The 19,389-nt window shown below is 62.0% G+C and carries 23 protein-coding genes; 11 read left to right on the top strand and 12 right to left on the bottom strand.

The genetic code is table 11. From position 1 onward, the window contains the following. Positions 1-19: 19 nt before the first annotated feature. The 3 genes from GM655_RS07245 to GM655_RS07235 all read right to left on the bottom strand — a co-directional run bounded on the left by GM655_RS07245 (position 20) and on the right by GM655_RS07235 (position 2,452). Positions 20-652, bottom strand: coding sequence for an LON peptidase substrate-binding domain-containing protein (locus GM655_RS07245; RefSeq protein WP_155433854.1), 633 nt, complete (start codon positions 650-652; stop codon positions 20-22). A 65-nt stretch (positions 653-717) separates the two neighbouring features. Further along, positions 718-1,944 (bottom strand): metal-dependent hydrolase family protein, encoded by a 1,227-nt coding sequence (locus tag GM655_RS07240; protein ID WP_371866748.1) that lies wholly within the window; start codon positions 1,942-1,944, stop codon positions 718-720. 217 nt (positions 1,945-2,161) lie between these two features. Beyond that, a complete protein-coding gene (locus tag GM655_RS07235) occupies positions 2,162-2,452 on the bottom strand; it encodes an H-NS histone family protein (protein ID WP_155433852.1) in 291 nt (96 codons plus the stop codon). 351 nt (positions 2,453-2,803) lie between these two features. Here GM655_RS07235 and GM655_RS07230 point away from each other — a divergent pair, with 351 nt between their 5' ends. The 4 genes from GM655_RS07230 to asd all read left to right on the top strand — a co-directional run bounded on the left by GM655_RS07230 (position 2,804) and on the right by asd (position 6,966). Further along, a complete protein-coding gene (locus GM655_RS07230; protein ID WP_155433851.1) occupies positions 2,804-4,186 on the top strand; it encodes a sensor histidine kinase in 1,383 nt (460 codons plus the stop codon). Beyond that, positions 4,183-4,908 (top strand): response regulator transcription factor, encoded by a 726-nt coding sequence (locus GM655_RS07225; RefSeq protein ID WP_155433850.1) that lies wholly within the window; start codon positions 4,183-4,185, stop codon positions 4,906-4,908. Before GM655_RS07230 ends, GM655_RS07225 begins: the two co-directional genes overlap by 4 nt. A 246-nt stretch (positions 4,909-5,154) precedes the next feature. Further along, the gene (locus GM655_RS07220) at positions 5,155-6,042 is read left to right on the top strand and encodes an MHFG family PEP-CTERM protein (protein WP_155433849.1); all 888 of its coding nucleotides are present in this window, start codon (positions 5,155-5,157) and stop codon (positions 6,040-6,042) included. A gap of 78 nt (positions 6,043-6,120) precedes the next feature. After that, positions 6,121-6,966: an archaetidylserine decarboxylase gene (gene asd, locus GM655_RS07215; protein WP_371866726.1), complete on the top strand. Its 846-nt coding sequence runs from the start codon at positions 6,121-6,123 to the stop codon at positions 6,964-6,966. A 3-nt stretch (positions 6,967-6,969) separates the two neighbouring features. On the opposite strand, the gene GM655_RS07210 is transcribed toward asd, so the two are convergent. Then, positions 6,970-7,881, bottom strand: coding sequence for a LysR family transcriptional regulator (locus GM655_RS07210; protein ID WP_155433848.1), 912 nt, complete (start codon positions 7,879-7,881; stop codon positions 6,970-6,972). Positions 7,882-8,009: 128 nt separating this feature from the next. Here GM655_RS07210 and GM655_RS07205 point away from each other — a divergent pair, with 128 nt between their 5' ends. Genes GM655_RS07205 through GM655_RS07195 form a run of 3 tightly spaced genes read left to right on the top strand, consistent with a single transcriptional unit; the run spans position 8,010 to position 10,016 of the window. After that, positions 8,010-8,609: an FMN-dependent NADH-azoreductase gene (locus GM655_RS07205; RefSeq protein ID WP_155433847.1), complete on the top strand. Its 600-nt coding sequence runs from the start codon at positions 8,010-8,012 to the stop codon at positions 8,607-8,609. 18 nt (positions 8,610-8,627) lie between these two features. Then, the gene (locus GM655_RS07200; protein WP_155433846.1) at positions 8,628-9,497 is read left to right on the top strand and encodes a pirin family protein; all 870 of its coding nucleotides are present in this window, start codon (positions 8,628-8,630) and stop codon (positions 9,495-9,497) included. Positions 9,498-9,551: 54 nt separating this feature from the next. Next, positions 9,552-10,016 (top strand): hypothetical protein, encoded by a 465-nt coding sequence (locus GM655_RS07195; protein WP_155433845.1) that lies wholly within the window; start codon positions 9,552-9,554, stop codon positions 10,014-10,016. Positions 10,017-10,019: 3 nt separating this feature from the next. Here the strand turns inward: GM655_RS07195 and GM655_RS07190 are convergent, their stop codons facing one another. Continuing rightward, on the bottom strand, positions 10,020-11,168 hold the full coding sequence (locus GM655_RS07190) for an acyltransferase family protein (protein ID WP_155433844.1): 1,149 nt from the start codon (positions 11,166-11,168) through the stop codon (positions 10,020-10,022). A gap of 108 nt (positions 11,169-11,276) precedes the next feature. On the opposite strand from GM655_RS07190, the gene GM655_RS07185 reads away from it, so the two are divergent. Further along, positions 11,277-12,236 carry a M14 family metallopeptidase gene (locus tag GM655_RS07185; protein ID WP_155433843.1) on the top strand — a complete coding sequence of 320 codons (960 nt, stop codon included), beginning with the start codon at positions 11,277-11,279 and terminating at the stop codon, positions 12,234-12,236. A 44-nt stretch (positions 12,237-12,280) separates the two neighbouring features. Here the strand turns inward: GM655_RS07185 and GM655_RS07180 are convergent, their stop codons facing one another. Next, positions 12,281-12,598, bottom strand: coding sequence for a DMT family transporter (locus GM655_RS07180; protein ID WP_155433842.1), 318 nt, complete (start codon positions 12,596-12,598; stop codon positions 12,281-12,283). A gap of 114 nt (positions 12,599-12,712) precedes the next feature. On the opposite strand from GM655_RS07180, the gene GM655_RS07175 reads away from it, so the two are divergent. Continuing rightward, entirely contained in the window at positions 12,713-13,072 is a 360-nt protein-coding gene (locus GM655_RS07175) for a DUF1304 domain-containing protein (protein WP_155433841.1), read from the top strand. On the opposite strand, the gene GM655_RS07170 is transcribed toward GM655_RS07175, so the two are convergent. Further along, entirely contained in the window at positions 13,043-14,089 is a 1,047-nt protein-coding gene (locus tag GM655_RS07170) for a hypothetical protein (RefSeq protein WP_155433840.1), read from the bottom strand. The genes GM655_RS07175 and GM655_RS07170 overlap by 30 nt on opposite strands. Before the next feature lie 145 nt (positions 14,090-14,234). Between GM655_RS07170 and GM655_RS07165 the strand changes: the two genes are divergently transcribed. Both GM655_RS07165 and GM655_RS07160 read left to right on the top strand, forming a co-directional pair. Beyond that, the gene (locus GM655_RS07165) at positions 14,235-14,525 is read left to right on the top strand and encodes an ArsR/SmtB family transcription factor (RefSeq protein ID WP_155433839.1); all 291 of its coding nucleotides are present in this window, start codon (positions 14,235-14,237) and stop codon (positions 14,523-14,525) included. Between the two features lie 9 nt (positions 14,526-14,534). Next, a complete protein-coding gene (locus GM655_RS07160) occupies positions 14,535-15,590 on the top strand; it encodes an alkene reductase (protein ID WP_155433838.1) in 1,056 nt (351 codons plus the stop codon). Positions 15,591-15,640: 50 nt separating this feature from the next. Here the strand turns inward: GM655_RS07160 and GM655_RS07155 are convergent, their stop codons facing one another. From GM655_RS07155 to GM655_RS22930, 5 genes are all read right to left on the bottom strand, one after another. Further along, on the bottom strand, positions 15,641-16,597 hold the full coding sequence (locus GM655_RS07155; RefSeq protein WP_155433837.1) for an MBL fold metallo-hydrolase: 957 nt from the start codon (positions 16,595-16,597) through the stop codon (positions 15,641-15,643). A 71-nt stretch (positions 16,598-16,668) separates the two neighbouring features. Next, positions 16,669-17,700, bottom strand: a complete 1,032-nt coding sequence (locus tag GM655_RS07150) for an acetate kinase (RefSeq protein WP_308807396.1) — start codon at positions 17,698-17,700, stop codon at positions 16,669-16,671. Between the two features lie 21 nt (positions 17,701-17,721). After that, on the bottom strand, positions 17,722-18,210 hold the full coding sequence (locus GM655_RS07145) for a hypothetical protein (protein ID WP_229632406.1): 489 nt from the start codon (positions 18,208-18,210) through the stop codon (positions 17,722-17,724). Between the two features lie 10 nt (positions 18,211-18,220). After that, the gene (locus GM655_RS07140) at positions 18,221-18,913 is read right to left on the bottom strand and encodes a C39 family peptidase (protein WP_155433836.1); all 693 of its coding nucleotides are present in this window, start codon (positions 18,911-18,913) and stop codon (positions 18,221-18,223) included. Then, positions 18,910-19,338, bottom strand: coding sequence for a hypothetical protein (locus GM655_RS22930; protein ID WP_229632405.1), 429 nt, complete (start codon positions 19,336-19,338; stop codon positions 18,910-18,912). The genes GM655_RS07140 and GM655_RS22930 overlap by 4 nt, the downstream gene beginning before the upstream one ends. Positions 19,339-19,389 lie beyond the last annotated feature (51 nt).

Below are 19,389 nucleotides of genomic sequence, written 5' to 3'. Positions count from 1 at the left end.
AGCTAGCCTGCCGGCAGCGCTAGCGCGCCGCGCCGCTGGTGTCCAACAGCCCGTTGGCACCCAGCACATCCTGTATCAGTTCCAGCCGCACCAGCGGATTTTCCTGTACCAGTAAACGCTGTTTTTCCGTCATATCGAGGCGCAGCAGTTCGCACCAGCGGTTCGCCACCCAGCCGGCATCATCGAGCCGGTACGGCGGCGCCAGTTGCATGCGCTCGCTCGGTATCTGCTTCTTCTGCAGCGAACGGATCAGGGTAGCCAGCGCATTTGCCACGTCCTGCTGCTCGCTAGGCACGGGCACATCGAGATCGTCATTGAGAGCCACTACTTCGCCCAGCCACAGGCCATTCTTCTGCTGCTCGCACGACAGTATGCGGAAGCGCGTGGTGCCTATGCAGTGAATTTTCAGCAGGCCGGCGGCCGGTGCATCCCAGCTGATGATGCGCGCCATGGTGCCGGCACCACTGAGTTTCTCGTGCTGGCCCGGCACGCGCACTTCGCTGCCTTCGAGCAGCGGCACGACGCCGAAAGCCTCGCCATTTTCGATGCAGCGCTTGACCAGATCGAGATAGCGCACCTCGAAGATCTGCAAAGGCAGATGGCCACCGGGGAATAAAACCGTGTTTAACGGAAATAAAGGGAGCGTTACCATAGCGCTATCATCGCACGAACCGGCCCAGTTGGGATTAGTGAATCCCTTACAAGTTTTAGCTTTTCCTAAGGGCGGCGTACCAGCTGTCCGTTTTTCACCACCAGCACCACATCGCGCAGCGCCGTGATATCGCGCGTCGGGTCACCCTTGACAGCCACCAGATCGGCCAGATAGCCGGTGCGGATCTGCCCCAGTGTCGTGGCGCGGTCCAGCACGGCCGCATTCACCACCGTGGCGGCGCGCAGCGCTTCCGTCGGCGTCATGCCCAGCTTTACCATCCATTCCAGCTCACGCGCATTGCTACCATGGGCAAACACGCCCACGTCGCTGCCATTGCCGATCACCACGCCCGCCTGCCGCGCCAGCCGGAACGCCTGCGCCGCCGCCTGCATGGAAGGTGTAGGCGCGCCACCGCGCTGATACTTCTGGAAGTATTCGCTGGTAGCTTCCGGTGCCGTCAACGTGGGGAAATACGCCACTTTACGCTCGGCCATCAGGCGGAAGGTGGCGGCACTGCCGCCGTAACCATGCTCTATGCTGTCCACCCCAGCCAGCGTGGCGCGCCGCATGCCTTCATCGGTGCTGGCATGGGCGCTCACCTTGCGACCCGAAGCATGGGCCGTGCTGACCAGCGCATCGAGCTCGGCCTGCGTGAAGGTGGCATGGGCACTGCCATCCGGCCCATTGCGGTAGTCGGCATACACCTTGATCCAGTCAGCGCCACGGGCGCTCTGCTCGCGCACAGCACGCACCACTTCGTCCACGCCGCTGGCTTCCTGTGCGCCCTTGGGCAGATCGACATCAGCTCGGTAACTGCGCGGCGAAGGGCCATAACTGCCCGTCGCCACGATGGCGCGCGTGGCGATCCATAAACGGGGCCCCGCTATCACACCATCGTCGATGGCTTTTTTGATGGCCACATCGGCATATAAAGCGCCTTCGCTGCCCAGATCACGCAAGGTAGTAAACCCAGCCTGCAAGGTCGCCGCCGCATGCCGCGCCGCCAGCAAAGTACGGTATTCCACCTGCTCTTTTAATACCTGATCATCCCACGAGGTTTCGTTATACGGATGCAGTAATACATGGGCATGCAGATCCATTAAACCTGGTATCAGCGTGGCATCGGGTAAATCAATCCGCTGGGCGTCCGCACTGGCACTTAATTGCACGGTAGGACCGACGGCAGCAATACTGTTCTGGACAATTAATACCGACCAATCAGTATGTACCGCTCCTTCACCCGTCCATACACGGGCTGGCGTAATTAAAAGCGGTTTATTCGCGGGCGCCACAGGTTCGGCCGCCAATAGCGCCGGCGGAATAAGCAGCAGGGCTGCGCCGGATAATAGCCGGCCCGCTAACGGCAAACCCGTCAGTTTCCCCAGAACATGAAATACGGACTTCACTGCAGACTTAATGGCGGACTTCATCACGGACATCCCATGGCTAAAACGACAACAGCGGGTTTATAGCAACTATAAACCCGCTGTTTAAGTAGCGTAGTAACTTTTATTTAATCAGATACTGCTCTTTGTTTTTACCTTCCAGCCATTTCGGCGCACGGCCACGGCCCGTCCAGGTCTGGCCGGTAGCGCTGTCGCGGTATTTGGCTGGCACCGGTGCACGCTTCTTGCCGGTTTTGGTTTTGCTGCCCGAGCCCAGATCGGCAACCGTCAGGCCATACTCGCGCATGATGGAGTGTATCTGTTCTATCGCAGCGGTTTTCTCATTCTTGCGCGCGGTTTCAGCCAGAGTTTCCAGTTCAGCGATCTTGGCTTTGTATTCCTGATAGGTTGTCATCTTATTTCCTTCTTATCGGCAGAGTCGGTTATAAATTACGGCAGATTTTCCAGAAAAAAATCCCATGGGCGAAATTTACCATAAGCTCAATTACTGAGTCACATCAATAATCGATAAATATCAATATAATCAGCAAATTCTGCCATTTCCAGTACGAAGATAATATTTCTGCAATACGCCAGCGCAATGTCGGACTATTACTGAATCACCCGCATAAATCACCGGAGCACGGGTGGAAAGAGTTGCGATGCTGCGGTGCAGCGATTAATTTATTTATGCAATAAAATCCCTAACAGTGCTACATTGCCGGTCCCGCATGCCATTCCGGCATACGGCCATACTCTTGCCGCTATGGATACGCCCACCGCCAGTCTCGCTCTCGCCATTACCCAGCTATGTATTTCCATCATCATGGTCGGGGTTTATTTTGCGGCGCCGACCGAGCGCTATACCCGTTTATGGGCGCAATTCGGCATTTGCAGTGCGGCTGGTTTGACGCTGATTATTTTCAGCGCGGGCGGCCCGCCCGGGATGCTGCTGATCATCGGCAATGTGCTGCTATTTTCTGCCTGCGTACTGGTCTGGGCCGGCATGCGGGCCTTTTACGGCCGCCGTACCGGCCACAGTGGCTACGCCCTGTGCCTGGCCTTCACCATAGGCTACACGCTGCTGATCGGTTTCGAAGCGACGTTTGCCCATCGCCTGCTGTTTAGCAGCGCCAGCCTGATACTGGTATTCCTGCTCTGCCTGCAAACCCTGCTGGTACGGGCCAATGATGGCAGCAGCCAGCGCCACGCTTATGCGCGCCGCATGGCCATCGCCGGCCTGTGCCTGCTGCTGACGGGCCACGGCGCCCGCCTCGTCATGCTGACTGCGCAGATGGCAGTCACCACGCCGGACGACTTTTCGCAACTCAATGTCGTGCTGGTCTACCTGTTACCGCTGGCCGGCACCGTGCTGTTCTTCCCTGCCCTACTGCTACTGTATTTCGAGCGCATCAAGGACCAGTTGCTGCTGTCGCTCGATGCGCGCCAGGATGCGCTGGAAACCCAGACCCGTTTCGTCGAAATGTTCTCGCACGAATACCGCACGCCGCTGGCGATCATCCGCACCAACCTCGATATTCTGCATAACAAGCTGCGCGGCGCCAGCACCACCACGCAACCGAACCTGGAGAAAATGCAGCGTGCCGTCGGCCGGCTGGTGGAAGTGGCCGAAACGGCTGTCTGCAGCGATCCCCGCGAAGACGGCAAGATCGGTCCGATACGGGAGCTGTTCAATATCTCCGAACTGCTGCGCAACATCGCCGGCGAAGCAGCTGAATTCTGGAGCGAGAAAAACCCGCAGATCGTGCTCGATAGCGCCCACGAATACAGCGTGAGCGGCGACCGCGCGCTGCTCAAGACAGCCTTGCTCAACCTGCTGGACAATGCCATCAAATACGGCCCTGCAGGTGGCCAGGTGCGCATACAGATGGGCAGCCAGGGCGACAGCCTGCGCATACAGATCAGCGATCAAGGCCCCGGCATACCGGAACACGAACTCGATCTGGTGTACGGCAAATACTATCGCGGCAGCCGCACGCGGCTAGTGTCCGGCAGCGGCATGGGGCTGTATCTGGTGCTACGCATCGTCAGCCAGCATGCAGGCGGCGTGGGACTGGCCAACCGGCCCGAAGGCGGCACGGCCGTCACCATCACCCTACCTTTACCCGCGCAGGAGAATGCCGCTTGAGCGCAGCCATTAACGTGATACTGGTCGAAGACGACCCTGATTTGCGCGAGAGCGTGGTGGAATGGATGGAGCTGCACGGCATCCCCGTCTGCGCGGTACGCAATGCCGCCGAGTTCTATCAGGCTTTGCCCAACCGGCAGTTCCGGGTGGCCGTGATCGATGTCGGCCTGCCGGATCAGGAAGGCTATGTGCTGGCCGAATATGCGCGCGCGAACACCGCCATGGGCATCATCATCCTAACGGCGCGCAGCACCATCGACGACAAGCTGCGCGGCTATCAGGCCGGGGCCGATATATTCATGGTCAAGCCGGTCGACTGCCGCGAGCTGGCCGCCGTGATCCACAGCCTGGGCGCGCGCCTGCAGGCGGCAGCAGCCCCCGCAGCGCCAGCCACGCTGGCAGGTGGCCACTGGCATATATCACCTACCCTGTGGGAGCTGCGGCTCGACGATGCGCCGGCCGTGACCCTGAGCCAGAAGGAATTGCAGCTACTCGAACTGCTGGCCGCCCAACCGGGCAGCGCTGTGCCGAAGCGCAGCATTCTGGCTCGGCTGTACCAGCGCGACGATTATTCCAGCAGCCGCTCGCTCGATACACTGGTGCGCCGCCTGCGCGCCAAGATCCTGCGCCAGCTAGGCCAGGAACTGCCGCTGAGAACCGTGCATGCCGTCGGCTATTGTTTTGCCGCCGAAATCAGCGTCGAAGAGGCCGAACCGGTGTAGTCCGGCAAGCGCAATGTCACATCTGGTCACATCCGGTCAGGATTGGTGGTTTGCCCTTTGATTAGGGCAACACTTATTATTGAAATGCCACTTTAGTTTGTCCAACTCAAGACATTTCACCCCCTGTATCGCGCTCGCCATGAAACGTATTCTGATTGCTCTCGCCACCACCCGCCTGTCTGCATGACGGTAGGCCCGCGCCGCCAGGCCCGGGCTGTCCGCGCTGACTTCGCATTGCGCACAACTATGTCGATTACCTTCGCTCTTGCGCTGGCCAGTGCCAGCGTCGCCCCCGCTACCGAACCCTGTTCCTGGGACCACCCGGGACGCAATCCCTATCGTGGCAGCATCGCCGCCGCCATCGACCGCTATACCGACATCCCGCCCGCCGTGGCCAGCACGCTCAAACGCCGCATGGCCGAGAACCAGGCGGACGACAAAGTCATCATCACGCGTGACGCCATTACGGGGCGCGAACAGTACGCCCCCGAGATCCGCGCCATGCATTTCGGTGCCGCCTCGGTCTGCGCCAGCGTCACCCGCAGCGGCTGGAGCGCCAGCCGGCAAGAGCCAGCGCAAGTGTATTGCGTAGGCACGGTCTGCATACTGGTGCCTAGAATCTGCGGCAATATCAGCCGCATCACCCGGCTGGCAGCAGCGCCGCGCACGCGCAGCGGCGGCTATGGCGGCGGGGCTGCCGGTACGCCGCAGAACAGTGCCCCGGTCAGCCCGCCACGCACGCGCATAGCAAGCTTGCAGGGGATGCAGCCGCAGGCCGCACCATTGCGCGCAGGCCTGCCGGCAAGTACGGCCGAACTGCCCGCTGCGCCACAGCCCCTGCAGGAATTCGACCTGACGCCCGCAGCACTGCCAGCGAGCGTGGAACTGGCCGTAGCGGATGACGCGCAGCGCAACCGCCAGCCTGGCCATGCACCTAGCGTCTGGGATAGCCCGGATGGTGGCTGGCACAACCCCGGACGCGACGGTGGCGGAGGTGGTGGCGGCGGCGGTGGCGGCACAGGTAACGACAGCCTGCCCCTGCCGGTACCGGAGCCGGCCAGCGCCAGCATGCTGGTGCTGGGTCTGGCCGTGCTCGCGCTGGCACGGCGCCTGCGCAGCAAGCGCCAAAACTGAAGCTGCCCTCGAAGCGGCACAATGGCGGCCAGATGTAGCGCTATAATGCGCCATCTTCATTTGTAGGAATCCGCCATCGTGTCCGACCGTCTTGCCGTGCTGCCGCAGTATCTGCTCCCCAAAGGAGCGCTGACCAATTTCGCTGGCCGTGTGGCCAATGCCCGCGGCGGCAGCCGCACCACGGCGCTGATCCGCTGGTTCGTCGGTCGCTACAACGTCAATATGGACGAAGCGCTCGACCCCGACATCCGCAACTACCCCAGCTTCAACGAATTCTTCACCCGCGCCCTGCGTCCCGACGCCCGGCCGCTGGCCAACGCTGATTTCATCTGCCCGGTCGATGGCCGCATCAGCCAGTTCGGCGCCATCGATGATGACCAGATCTTTCAGGCCAAGGGCCATAACTTCAGCACCACCGCACTGGTAGGCGGCGATGCCGAACTGGCCGCGCAATTCCGCAACGGCAGCTTCGCCAATCTGTATCTGAGCCCGCGCGACTACCACCGCATCCACATGCCTTGCGATGGCCGCCTGACCCGCATGATCTATGTGCCGGGCGACCTGTTCTCCGTCAATCCCACCACGGCACGCGGCATCCCCGGCCTGTTTGCCCGTAACGAGCGCGTGGTCTGCGTGTTCGAGACCGCCCATGGCCCGTTCGTCATGACGCTGGTAGGCGCCACCATCGTCGGCAGCATGGCTACCGTCTGGCACGGTGTGGTCAACCCGCCCCGCTCCAGCCACGTGCGCGAATGGCAGTACGACGACCAGCAGATCGTGCTGAAAAAAGGCGATGAGCTAGGCCGCTTCCTGCTCGGTTCCACCGTCGTCATGCTGTTCCCTAAAGATGTACTGGGCTTCAATCCGGCGTGGCAGCCGGCAGCAGCCGTGCAGCTGGGCGAAACCATGGCCAACTGCCGCTAAGCGCTAGACAGTGCGCCCGGCCTGCGCGTCGAACACGCTTTGCAGCAGGTCGAGGAATACCCGGGTCTTGGCCGGCATCAGCCGGCGCCCGGGGAACACCGCCCACGCCGTCACCGGCGGGAAGGCCCACTCGGGCAAGACCCGCACCAGTTTTCCCGTCCTCAGTAATTCTCCCGCTATCAGTTGCGTCGAGGTAGCAATGCCTATGCCAGTAGCGGCCATGCGCACCAGCAGTTCCGGCGAGTTGGCCTGCAAGCGCACGGGCAGATCGCGCTCCCAGCGGGTTTTGCCACGCACCAGCGTCCAGTGCACCATGCTGCCCTGACGTGGCGGCAGGCTCAGTAAATCGTGCTGGAACAGTTCATCGGGATGCTCGGGCAGGCCGCGCAAACTCGCATATTCGGGCGCGGCATACAGTGCAATCGAACTGGTGGTAATCGCGCGCGCAGCGAGCGAAGCATCATCAGGCAGATTACCCATGCGGATGGCCAGATCGAAATTCTCGGCCAGCAAATCAACCCGGCGCGGCGACAGGTCCAGCTCCAGCGAAATGGCCGGATAGTCGCGCAGCAGGCGCGCCATCAGCAGGCCCATGGTCTGGCTGGCGAAATCGGCCGGCATCGAGACGCGCAGCAGGCCACTCGGTTCGCCTTGCCGGTGCTGGGCCAGCGCCCCCGCCTGTGCAGTTTCTTCCGCTACGCGGCGCGCGTGTTCGAGCAGGCTGGCACCGAATTCCGTCAGCGTCAGCTTGCGCGTGGTGCGCAACAGCAGACGCTCGCCCAGCTGGGCTTCCAGCAGCGCGATACGGCGCGACACGGTGGATTTGGGCAACTGCACGCGCTGCGCAGCCAGACTGAAGCTGCCGCACTCGACTATACGGGCAAACAACAGCAGATCGGCCGGATCGATGTCCATGATTGTTCCATAGATGGATTAATGTTATCCATTTTAACGGCTTCTGGCATGAATATGGAACTGCTAAAGTACCTCCATCGCAGCACCGAACCCAACATCATCAACGACGACACTACACCGGAGGCTTTATGAACATCCTGCAAATTAATTCCAGCGCCCGCAGCAGCGGTTCCGAATCCACCCGTCTGGCTGACGCTCTGGTTGCCAAAATCCGCGCCGCCAACCCGCCAGCGAGCGTACAGCGCCGCGATCTGGCCAGCCAACCTCACCCTGTGCTGGACGAAGCTGCACTGGGCGCCCTGTTCACCCCGGCCGACCAGCGCAGCGCCGCACAGGCAGCCCGCGTGGCGCTCGATGATGCACTGATCGCCCAGGTGCAGGCCGCAGACGTGATCGTGATCGGCGCCCCGACCTACAACTTCGGCATCACCACCCAGCTCAAAAGCTGGTTCGATGCGATCGCCCGCGCCGGCGTCACCTTCAAATACACGGCCACGGGTCCGGTCGGTCTGCTGACCGGCAAAAAAGTCTACGTCGCACTGTCGCGTGGCGGCCTGCATCGCGATGCACCGACCGACACCCAGCTGGCACACATCAAGATGTTCCTGAACTTTGTGGGCCTGAGCGATGTACAGTACGTCTTCGCCGAAGGCATGGGCATGGGTCCTGAAGCTGTCGCCAAAGCGCAGGCGCAGGCCGAAGCTGAAATCAACGCCATTCTGGTATAAACCAACAAGGAGCAGAATATGACGCAAGCAGTCACTCAGACACGCAGTGTCGAACGTATCATCACCGGCCAGGCCGTCATGGATGGCGCGGGCGTCAAGATCAACCGCATCCTGACCCAGACGCTGCAACGCCGGCTCGATCCTTTTCTGATGCTCGATAACTTCGGCAGCGACCAGGCCAACGATTACATCGCCGGCTTCCCCAGCCACCCGCACCGTGGCTTCGAAACGGTGACGTATATGCTGGAAGGCCGCATGCGCCACAAGGACAGCGCCGGCAACGAAGGCTTGCTGACCAATGGCGGCGTGCAGTGGATGACGGCCGGCCGTGGCGTGATTCACTCGGAGATGCCGGAGCAGGAAGCAGGCCTGATGTCGGGCTTCCAGCTATGGCTCAATCTGGCCGCCAAGGACAAGATGTGCCAGCCATGGTACCGCGACTTCAATGGCGATCAGGTGCCGGCCTACACCACGCCCGATGGCGTGGCAGTAAAAGTCATCGCCGGCAGCAGCCATGGCGTCGATGGTGCCGTACAGCGCCCCGTGACGCAGCCGCTGTATCTGGATATCCACCTGCCCGCAGGCGCCAGCTTCGAGCAGGCCATCCCGCCCGGCCACAACGCTTTTGTCTTCACCTATCAGGGTGCAGCACAGGTCGGCGACAAGGAAGTGGCAACCGGACGCATGGCGATACTGGCCAATAGTCCGCAAGCCGATGGTCTGCGCGTGCATGCCAGTGAGGCCACGCGGCTGATACTGGTGGCCGGCGCACCGCTGAACGAGCCGATTGCGCAATATGGCCCGTTCGTGATGAATACGCAGGCCGAACTGCATACGGCAGTGGAAGACTTCCGCGCCGGCCGTCTGGGCGAACAGGCAGCGCAGTAATTTGCAAAACCAGCCACCGCAGCAGGGGCGGGCATCTCAGGCTACAATGCCGCCATGATGCCCACCCTACTCCGCTGGCTGCGCCGGCTCAGTCACCTGCTCGGCTTTGAAACGGCCGAGTCCTTCCCCGCCGGCCATCTGTACGAGCGCACGCGCTGGCAGGGCGCGTATTTCGACATCGCTTCCGACGTCAAGCCGGAACAGATCGAACAGCGTCTGTGCGACGCCATCAGCAATACGCCGCTGGTGTTCGGCTACATCACCAATCCTACGCCGCGCATGCAGCGTACCCTGCTTTCAATACTGGAAGAACGCATGCGCAACAACCGTGGCCGCGCCAGCGAACTGGCTGCGCTGCTGGTGCAGGCCTACGATAGCCCGCACATCATGGAAGTGCTGCCCGGCCTGCGTGCCGCCGTTGCGGCCACCCGCCACGCCGACATGACGGAACGGGCGCTGAATCTGATGGCCTTCCTCAGTGATATGCAGTCGCCTTTCGACGTGATCGATCTGAACTAGGCTTCAGGCCGCGGCGAGCTGCACGCGAGCTACCTCATGGCTGGGCACATAGCGGTCGCGCAGCGCCATGAAGGGCCGCTCCACCAGCTGGTACAGCAGGAAACCCGCCAACACGCTGGCCGCCGCCATCAGCAATACCGTGACCCAGTGATCGGGCTCCCAGCCCTGCGCCTGCAAGGGCGCGCGCAGCAGCATGCACAGCGTCTTATGCACCAGATAGATCGCATACGACCACAGCGCAATCGCGCCCGCGCCGGGTATGCGCAATTTCTGCAGCAAGGCGCCCGGACTGAGCGCGGCCAGCAGCAGTAGCGCGTAACTAAACGCCAGCAAAGGATAGCCATACACTGTCATGGCATAGCCATAATGGTCTTCAAGGAAGTGCGACCACACCAGCGCCCGCGCAACACCGCCGGCCAGCAACAGCCAGTTGCCGTACGCCGTCAGGCGCAGCCACAGTGCGGCGTGGTAGTTTTTCAGCAGGGCCAGTGCCACCCCCACCACCAGTTCGTCAAAGCGGCACAGCGAAGAATAGTAGATCAGCGTATAGAACACGCGGCTGCCTTCCGGCGCAGCGGCCACATAGCTGGTCCACAGATGGCTGCGGATCAGCATACCGGCAATCAGCACACCAGCCACGGCCAGCCATGCCAACAGCAGCGACTTGCGGCGCGCAGCGATCAGCAAGGCCAGCGCCGGCAGCAGGAAATAGAACTGCTCTTCCACGCACAGCGACCACGCATGGGAAAACGCGGTGCCCGGCTGCAGGCCGATATTCTGGGTAAAGGTGAGGAACTGCCACAACGGCGGCAGCACCAGATCCATGCGGAAGTACGGCCAGCAGGCGAACAGCGCAAGCACCACGTAGAAATTGGGCAGTGTGCGTAACAGCCGCCGTGCATAGAAGCGGCCGAGAGAGAACCGGCTGCTGCCCTGCTGGCCGCGTCGGATCGCGCCCAGTATCTGGTTGCCGATCAGGTAGCCGCTGAGCGCAAAGAACAGATCGACGCCGCTCCAGCCTATCTCGCCAAACCAGCCCAGCGTGGGCGCGCCGCTGACAAACAGCATATAGTGGTTGGCAAACACCAGCGCAATGGCCAGTGCACGCAGGGTATCGAGTCCGGCATTGCGCGCGGTAGCGGTCGTAGTCATGCGCGGATCATAGCAAAGCATGGCACGGCGGCATAGGCTTCGGTGCCGCTGGCATAGCGCTGCGGCGCCATGGTATAAAGCCGCTATCCTCATACTATTCCAGCGCGCATGAACTCCAGCGACCACCTGCAATATATCTCCCACCAGTACAGCGGCCAGTTGCCGGGGCCACGCCTGATCGTGACAGGCGCTGTACATGGCAACGAAACCTGCGGCACCAAGGCGATCCGCCGCGTGCTGGCCATGCTCGACGAAGGCAGCCTGCTGATCCGGCGCGGCAGCCTGACGCTGGTGCCGGTCACCAATCCGCTTGCCTATGCCAAAGGCGAACGGGCCGGCGAGCGCAATCTGAATCGCAACCTGTTCCCGCAAGAGGTGCCGCAGGATTTCGAGGACCGCATCGCCAACTGGCTATGCCCGCTGCTGGCACGCCATGATGTGCTGCTCGATCTGCACTCCTTCAATGCGCACAGCGAACCGTTTGTGATGGTCGGCCCGCGCAACAACGACGGCCCGCTGGAACCGTTCCGCCACGAACAGCAGGAGCGCGCGCTGGCACGCCGCCTCGGTGTGCGGCGCTTCGTCGATGGCTGGTTGCGTACCTACGGCGCCGGGGTGCAGCGCCGCCTGCGCCAGCAAAGCGAACTGCAGACAGTGCTGCGCTATGGCATGGGCACGACGGAATACATGCGCAGCACGGGCGGCTATGCCCTCACACTCGAATGCGGCCAGCACGACGATCCGCAGGCGCCCGAAGTGGGCTACCGCGCCATTCTGAATACGCTGGCCTTCCTCGGTCTGATCGATGGCCCCGTACCCGAACCGATAGCGGCAGAACAGATGGAAGCGCTGAGCATGGCGGCCGTGGTGGACAAACAGCAGGCCGACGATGTCTTCAGCCGGCCATGGGCCAGCTTCGATCCTGTGCGAGCCGGTCAGCAGATAGGCGTACGCGCTGATGGTTCGGTGGAACTGGCCGCTTTCGACGGGCGCATCCTGTTTCCCGATGCAGCCGCCGGCGCCAACTGCGAATGGTATTACCTGTGCCGCAGCAACCCGGATTTCTGAATCGCCCGTACTGACGGCACGGGCGCAGGCCGAGCTGAGTGAGCCTAGGCTGTAGTCAGTTTCAGGCCGACGATACCGCCGATGATCATGGCGATGCAGCCGAGGCGTAAGGCGCTGGCCGGTTCGTTCAACGCGACGATGCCGAAGATGACCGTGCCTACCGTGCCTATGCCGGTCCAGATGGCATATGCCGTCCCTAGCGGCAGCCCGCGCAAGGCCAGCCCGAGCAAGCCCACACTGCCCGCCATGGCGGCCAGCGTACCGGCTGTAGCCAGTGGGCGGGTGAAGCCTTCGGTATATTTCAGACCAACTGCCCACACCACTTCGAGCAGGCCGGCCAATATCAGTGCTATCCACGTCATAAAGTTCTCCAATGTTGCGCGCACTATAGCACTGCCGGAAAAACAACGCTGGGAGCTTCCCCATTGCGCCGCGAGCAGACATAATCATTCTTCAATATTGCTAACGGAGACAACATGCAACTGCTGGCCCACATCGTCACGGCGCTGGTCGCCCTGATTCACGTCTACATCGTGCTGCTGGAGACGGTGCTGTTCCCCACGCGCGGGCGGCGCGTGTTCGGACTGTCGCAGGAAAAGGCGGAGCTGATGCGGCCTGCCATGTCGAATCAGGGCTGCTACAACGGCTTTCTGGTGGCCGCGCTATGTGTAGGCTGGCTGCATCCCGATGCCGCCACGGGCGCCGCGTTCACCGTATTCGGTCTGTGCTGCGTGGCGGTGGCCGGTATCTGGGGCGCGATCACCGTCAAGCGCTCCATCCTGTTCATCCAGACCGTGCCGGCCGTCCTAGCGCTGGCCCTGCGCGCCCTGGCCTGACACACTGCTGGCCGGACGGGCACCCGTGCCGCGCAAGGCCAGCAGCCAGCCCACACCGTCGAACCAGAACGGCGCACCGAGCGAGGCGGCAAACGCCGTCAGCAGCCAGCCCAGTGCGGTCAGCAGCACGGCGCCCGCCGCCGCGCCAGTACTCTGCTGCGCCAGATGGCCCAGCCGCGCGGACGGCCAGCCTATCGGCAGGCTATTGAGCTGGGCACTGGCCGCGCCCAGCATGGCCGGCGACGGCGCTGCCGGCTCGGACGGTGGCTGCGGTTGGCCCATCTGCGCTGCGGCCTGCGCCGCTGCTTGTTCCGCCATCTGGGCTGTCAGTTGGGCCGACATCTGGGCTGCCAGCTCGGCGCTCTGCTGCGCCGTATTCTCATCGCTCCACAGGCGCTGGCTCAGTGCCAGCGTATCGATATTCAGGGCTACCGCAAATACCAGCGCGATGCCGAACAGCACACTCTGTGAGCGCCGCTTGTACCAGCCCGTGGTACGTGCCATGACCGTGTCATACCAATTGCACAGCGCCTGTTCCAGCGCTGTCAGATCGTCAGCCTCGCCCAGCAGCGCCAGCAAGGTGCGCTGCAAGGCCGGATTGTTCAACTGCGCCAGCAAGCTGCGCGCGCTGGTCTGGCGGCCATAACGCTGCTGCAGCGTATCCATCACTGCGCGGGCAAACATGGTGGAAGGAATATACGAAGGCATGCGCCCGGCCTGCGCCTGCCCTGTGATCAGCGGATGGCTCATGACGGCGGCCGCCAGCGAATCGCTGCCCAGCCCGCGCAGGTCGAAACCGCCCTCGCGCCGCAACAGCCGCCGCAGTGATGGTAGGATGCCACGCAACAGCGCGAGGCCGGCCGGTTCATACAGCAGGGTCAGCACGCCATCGAGCAGCATTTTGGCGCGACTCTGGAACAGCGAAGCGATGGCTTCGCGGCTGGCACTGCACAGCAGACTCAGCGCCAGATAAGTGGCGGATAGCCCTAGCGCCACATCGAGATAATGGTTACTCATGGCGTGATTAATTTTTGAATAAGATAGCCATAAAATAAACCATTTCAGCGCACTGAGCAGAAATTTTTTACATATCGTAGAATTCCGATATTGAAATCGGAAAAATGCGATGCATATAGGACCTAGCATAGCCCGAGGTAAGAAGATGGACATAGACGCTATCCATAAAGCCCTCGCCAACCCGATGCGGCGCCAGATACTGGCGTGGCTGAAGGAGCCCGAGGTGTATTTCGCAGCACAGCAGCATCCACTGAGTCTGGGCGTGTGTGCCGGTCTGATCGACCAGCAGACCGGTTTATCGCAGTCCACCGTGTCGGCGCATCTGGCCATCCTGCTCAAGGCGGGCCTGATCACCAACCAGAAGGTGGGTCAGTGGAATTACTTTAAACGCAATGAAGAGACCATCGCGGCCTTCATCGCTCAAATGACACTATAGGAACCTCTCATGGCCACTCTGTTCGACCCCATCACCATCGGCGATCTGACGCTGAAAAACCGTATCGTTATGGCACCCCTGACGCGCGCCCGCGCCATCGGCGGCGGCCGTGTGCCGAACGCCCTGATGGCCGAGTACTACGCCCAGCGCGCCAACGCCGGCCTGATCCTGAGCGAAGCCACGGCCGTCACGCCACAAGGCGTGGGCTATGAAAACACTCCGGGCCTGTGGTCGGACGAACAGGTAGCAGGCTGGAAGCTGGTGACGGCGGCCGTGCACGCTGCCGGTGGCCGCATCTTCGCCCAGTTGTGGCACGTGGGCCGGATTTCCGATCCCAGCTTCTTCGACGGCGCCGCGCCGGTAGCACCGAGCGCCATTGCCGCGCAAGGCCATGTCAGCCTGCTGCGTCCGGAACGCCCCTACCCTGTGCCGCGTGCACTGGAAACGGCAGAACTGGCCGGCATCGTTGCGGCCTACAAGCTCGGTGCTGAGAACGCCAAGAAAGCCGGCTTCGATGGCGTGGAAATCCACGGCGCCAACGGCTATCTGCTCGACCAGTTCCTGCAGGATAAAACCAACCAGCGTACTGACAACTACGGTGGCACTATCGAAAACCGTGCCCGCCTGATGCTGGAAGTGACCGATGCCTGCATCGAAGTCTGGGGTGCCAACCGCGTCGGCATGCATCTGGCACCACGCCGCGATGCGCATGACATGGGCGACAGCAATCCGGCCGCCACCTTTGGCTACGTCGCGCAGGAACTGGGCAAGCGCAAGATCGCCTTCATCTGCGCGCGTGAAGCCGTGGGCGAAGACAGCCTGGGCCCGCTGCTGAAGCAGGCCTTCGGCGGCGTCTACATCGCCAACGAAAAACTCGACAAGGCCGGCGCACAAGCCCTGCTCGACTCGGGCAAAGCTGATGCCGTGGCTTTCGGCAAGGACTACATTTCCAATCCGGATCTGGTGCAGCGCCTGCAGCAGGATGCTGCACTCAACCCTTGGCAGCCGGCCACCTTCTACGGCGCCACGGCGCAAGGCTATACCGACTATCCGGCACTGGCCTAAGCAAAAAGGGCTCAGTTTGCACTGAGCCCTTTTTTACGACGGTACGCTAATTAGCGCGGCTGCGTGTAATTCACCGGAATGAACTCATAAGCCTTGCCTGCCTTGCGCACATGGCCGAGTGCCGGGAATGGCAGGTGGGGCGCGCCTATCAGGTAACCATCTTTGGCGGCAGCGGCGAAGGCTTCCTTGCGTTCGACAATCGCGATCTTGCTATCCGTGTCGAACTGTATGCCGACACCGGGATTGGCAAACTGCACGGCTTCCACGTGCAGCAGGTCGCCCAGCAGCACCAGCTTCTGGCCTTTGCTTTCCACCACGTAGGTAATGTGGCCCGGCGTGTGGCCGCCATTGAAGTAGGAACGCACGCCCGGTACCAGCTCGGTATTGGCCACGATAGGCTGGAACTTGCCCGCCTTCACATAGGGATTGACCGACACCATGGCGCCGAGGAAGCCATCCTTGGCTTCCGGTCCGGCCTTGTCCAGATTCGTTTGACTCAGATAGTAGTCGGCATCGAGCTTACCGGCGCGCACGACGGCGTTCGGGAACACGCGCTGTTCATTCGACGACAGGCCACCCACGTGGTCGCTATGCATATGGCTGATGTAGATCTCGTCCACCTGTTCAGGCTGGTAACCGGATGCCTTCAGATTGCTCAGCAGACGGCCCAGCGTCGGGCCGAACAGGCTGGCGGCGCCCGTATCGATCAGCACCAGCTTGCTGCCCGTGTTGATCAGGAAGCCGTTGACGGAGGTTTCCAGCGGGCTGTGCTCATACACTTTGGCCAGCGCTGCATCGGTCTTTTGCGCTGGCTGCTTGAGCAGCTTGTTAACGGGCAGATCCACGGTGCCATCGTTCAGCACCGTCACTTCGAAATCACCGAGCGTGGTGCGATAGAAGCCGGGCGCCTGGAATTTGGCCATGGGCGCGGCGGCCTGCGCCAGCGAAGTCACGGCCGCCATGGCAGCCAGCACAGCAGCAGAACGGCTAAATTTAAACGGGATCATGGCGCTCCTTATTATTTTTGGGAAAAGAAACGCTACGATACCGCAAATTTCATTGCTGTGTTTGCCGGTTGCTAAAACGAAATCGGCATGCGTACGGATAGCTGGACATCGGGCGTATCGCGCGTCAGCCCTGCACCTATGGCCACGTTGATGCTACGTTTGGCGCTGAGCCGGTACGACAGCCCCATCAGCAAAGTGCCGAGCTGGGTGCGTACGGAGCCGGGCACCGGCAAGCCATTCTGGCGCGTGCGCGCAATCGAGCTGTGGTCGTAGCCGAAGCTGATCAGGGCCTTGTCGTTGAGCGCCAGCCCCAGGCCGAAATTGAAGCCGAACACACCACCGGGCGCAACCGTACCCAGTGGCTCCATTTCACCGGCCAGCACGCGCCGGTTCACATTGTGACGTTTGAAGTTGTACAGATAGCTGACGCCGCCAAACAGGATGGCGGGGTCACTGGCATATAGCCATGTCAGGCTGGGCTGGATGGCATAGAAACCCGAACCCGTCGGCAAATCCAGCGGCAGACCCGTGCCGGTGGCATCGGTACCGACACAGCGCCGCGTACAATCCGTCACGACACTGAACGGGTCCCTGCCCGTGCGCGATTTGAAACGCAAGCCCGCCACATAATACGGGCTGTCATTGCCGCCCTGATTGAGCTGGTAGCGCGCGGCCAGCTCGGCATCGCCCACGCCTTTGCCGCTGGTTTCGAACACTCTGTCAACACCTGTGCCGGTGAACAGCTCGCGGCTCACCGTGGAATCGGAACGGTAAACATAAGGCAGTTTCAATTCGACTTCGGCGCGGCGCCCCAGCCCATAGCGCAGCGTCAGCGCGCCGGTAACGGTATTGCGCTTTACTTCGCGCACGTCCACCAGCCCGATCAGCAAGGCCGGAATGATGGTGTAGCCCACCAGCACCACGCGGTTGCTCGACGAGTAGCCGAACTGGGCCGAAGGCTCGACGATGATCTGGCCGCGCGGCGTCAGTACACCCGGCTGTTCGAACAAAGGCGCAACGGCCGGCGCCGTACTGTCTTCAGCGTGCGCGAGTGCGCCCGCCGCCCATGTCAATGCTGCTACCCACAGATGTAACTTCGGCATGCCTGCTCTCCGCGCTGGTGTTCATTTGGGTCCCACTGCCGCGCTCAGAGCTGCTCTCAGCACTCCTTCAAAGTTCAGACTTTTGAGCATGGCCAGATTGCTGACAGTGGTGCTGATGGTGGTCTGGCTGCGGATAGCCTGATCATTCAGGCTGTTCTGGATCAGCAGGGCGCCGGGGTTATCCGGCAGCGCTAAAACGCCGCCATCCTGCACCCGTATGCCGGCCAGCGCCATGCTGGCTGTGCTGATCTCCGCAGCGCTCAACTTTGTCACATCTGCATAGCCAAACCGACTACTGGCTACAACACCGCCATTGATCGAAACCAAACGTTCTACACCTAAGCTCACTTGCAGCCCGTTGCCCAGCTCGAAGCCGCCACGTGCTTCATCGAGTTGCGCGGCACTCACAGGCTGCCAGTCGTCCGGCAAGGAGGCTGCCGGTGCCGGCCAGCACGCGGGCAAGGCCAGAGCCAGCCAGTACCACGGAAAGATCTTGCGCCGACCATGCATGGCAGCTCCTTCAGAAATTGCCGCTGCCCGTCTTGGGCAGCACGGACATGGCCGGTATCACATCGCTCATCGCCCCAGCCAGACGCACTTGCGGCACCACCCGCCAGTCCGTCGCCAGATTGAAGCGCGGCTGACCGGGCCACTCGTGGATCACAAACAGCAGCCCATCCTGCCAGATCCGCTCGAACGCGACGCGGCTCATGGCGCGCGTACCGCTGGCCGGATCGCCCAGCAGTATCCGCCCGCCCTGTATGCCCTTGATCACGACAAAATGGGCATAGCCTTGCTCGACGATGCGCACGATGGCCGGCAACCCTGCCTGCTCCAGCTTGTCCAGCGGCTGCTGGTAGCCATCAGCAATCAGCCCCTGACTGGCCAGCAGGCGCTGCATGTCCAGCAATGAAAAACCTTGCTGGCGTATGCGCTGCTGATCGCCCTGAGCGTACATGGCGTCGAACACTTGTTGCTCCGTGGTGGGCCGGCCATAGTGAAAGGTCAGCAGCGTTGCCAGCGCCGCCGAGCCGCAACTGAAGTCGGTCTGCTGATGCACCGTGGTGAGAAAGCGCGCCGCCTTCATATCCGTCACGGCTACGCTAACGCTGCCACCGCCGGGCAAGGCCAGATCGGCCGCCACTGCAGGCCGCGTGCCCGCGCAAAGCAGCAACGCCCCCACTCCAAAGGAAATCAGCGCAGAGGTTTTCATCGCATCTGCACATTGATGATGGTGGCATTCTGAATCAGCACATTCGCCCCCGAGTTCTGTATCGCCACAGGCAAACCGGCAGCATTGGCGAACGAAGCCGCCGAAATGGCATTCGCCCCCGTCACCACATTGATGGCGGCATTGCCGCTGACGGAGCCTGCCACATCCATGTTATTGCTGACCGTATCGCTGCCTGCCCGCTTATCGGCCAGCGCCGCTTGTGCCAGCGGCCGCCAGCCCGACAGCGTGGATGTCCCTGAACCCTGTGCCATCGGCAGCCCAGGCACTGCAACCACGCCTTCCTGCGCAGCGTCCGCCACGCTGCGCGCCTGTGCCTTGACCGCTACTTCCTGCTGCTGCGCAGCGGCTGCGCCCGATAGCACCAGCCACAGCAGCCCTGCATGCACTCCCAAGTATGTTTGCATCGCAACTCCCTATCGCGGAGCGGGCCACGCCCTCCGCTACGCGGCCCGCCT

It is taken from the genome of Pseudoduganella danionis (assembly GCF_009720775.1).
Taxonomy (GTDB): domain Bacteria; phylum Pseudomonadota; class Gammaproteobacteria; order Burkholderiales; family Burkholderiaceae_D; genus Rugamonas; species Rugamonas danionis.
Note: the sequence above shows the minus strand (reverse complement) of the source record. Positions and strands in the feature narration are given on the sequence as shown.

Excerpts from the sequence above, each read along its gene's own strand:
- GM655_RS07245 (WP_155433854.1), bottom strand. The coding sequence starts at position 652 with ATGGTAACGCTCCCTTTATTTCCGTTAAACACGGTTTTATTCCCCGGT.
- GM655_RS07235 (WP_155433852.1), bottom strand. The coding sequence starts at position 2,452 with ATGACAACCTATCAGGAATACAAAGCCAAGATCGCTGAACTGGAAACT.
- GM655_RS07230 (WP_155433851.1), top strand. The coding sequence starts at position 2,804 with ATGGATACGCCCACCGCCAGTCTCGCTCTCGCCATTACCCAGCTATGT.
- GM655_RS07220 (WP_155433849.1), top strand. The coding sequence starts at position 5,155 with ATGTCGATTACCTTCGCTCTTGCGCTGGCCAGTGCCAGCGTCGCCCCC.
- GM655_RS07210 (WP_155433848.1), bottom strand. The coding sequence starts at position 7,881 with ATGGACATCGATCCGGCCGATCTGCTGTTGTTTGCCCGTATAGTCGAG.
- GM655_RS07205 (WP_155433847.1), top strand. The coding sequence starts at position 8,010 with ATGAACATCCTGCAAATTAATTCCAGCGCCCGCAGCAGCGGTTCCGAA.
- GM655_RS07200 (WP_155433846.1), top strand. The coding sequence starts at position 8,628 with ATGACGCAAGCAGTCACTCAGACACGCAGTGTCGAACGTATCATCACC.
- GM655_RS07195 (WP_155433845.1), top strand. The coding sequence starts at position 9,552 with ATGATGCCCACCCTACTCCGCTGGCTGCGCCGGCTCAGTCACCTGCTC.
- GM655_RS07190 (WP_155433844.1), bottom strand. The coding sequence starts at position 11,168 with ATGACTACGACCGCTACCGCGCGCAATGCCGGACTCGATACCCTGCGT.
- GM655_RS07185 (WP_155433843.1), top strand. The coding sequence starts at position 11,277 with ATGAACTCCAGCGACCACCTGCAATATATCTCCCACCAGTACAGCGGC.
- GM655_RS07180 (WP_155433842.1), bottom strand. The coding sequence starts at position 12,598 with ATGACGTGGATAGCACTGATATTGGCCGGCCTGCTCGAAGTGGTGTGG.
- GM655_RS07175 (WP_155433841.1), top strand. The coding sequence starts at position 12,713 with ATGCAACTGCTGGCCCACATCGTCACGGCGCTGGTCGCCCTGATTCAC.
- GM655_RS07170 (WP_155433840.1), bottom strand. The coding sequence starts at position 14,089 with ATGAGTAACCATTATCTCGATGTGGCGCTAGGGCTATCCGCCACTTAT.
- GM655_RS07165 (WP_155433839.1), top strand. The coding sequence starts at position 14,235 with ATGGACATAGACGCTATCCATAAAGCCCTCGCCAACCCGATGCGGCGC.
- GM655_RS07160 (WP_155433838.1), top strand. The coding sequence starts at position 14,535 with ATGGCCACTCTGTTCGACCCCATCACCATCGGCGATCTGACGCTGAAA.
- GM655_RS07155 (WP_155433837.1), bottom strand. The coding sequence starts at position 16,597 with ATGATCCCGTTTAAATTTAGCCGTTCTGCTGCTGTGCTGGCTGCCATG.
- GM655_RS07150 (WP_308807396.1), bottom strand. The coding sequence starts at position 17,700 with ATGCCGAAGTTACATCTGTGGGTAGCAGCATTGACATGGGCGGCGGGC.
- GM655_RS07145 (WP_229632406.1), bottom strand. The coding sequence starts at position 18,210 with ATGCATGGTCGGCGCAAGATCTTTCCGTGGTACTGGCTGGCTCTGGCC.
- GM655_RS07140 (WP_155433836.1), bottom strand. The coding sequence starts at position 18,913 with ATGAAAACCTCTGCGCTGATTTCCTTTGGAGTGGGGGCGTTGCTGCTT.
- GM655_RS22930 (WP_229632405.1), bottom strand. The coding sequence starts at position 19,338 with ATGCAAACATACTTGGGAGTGCATGCAGGGCTGCTGTGGCTGGTGCTA.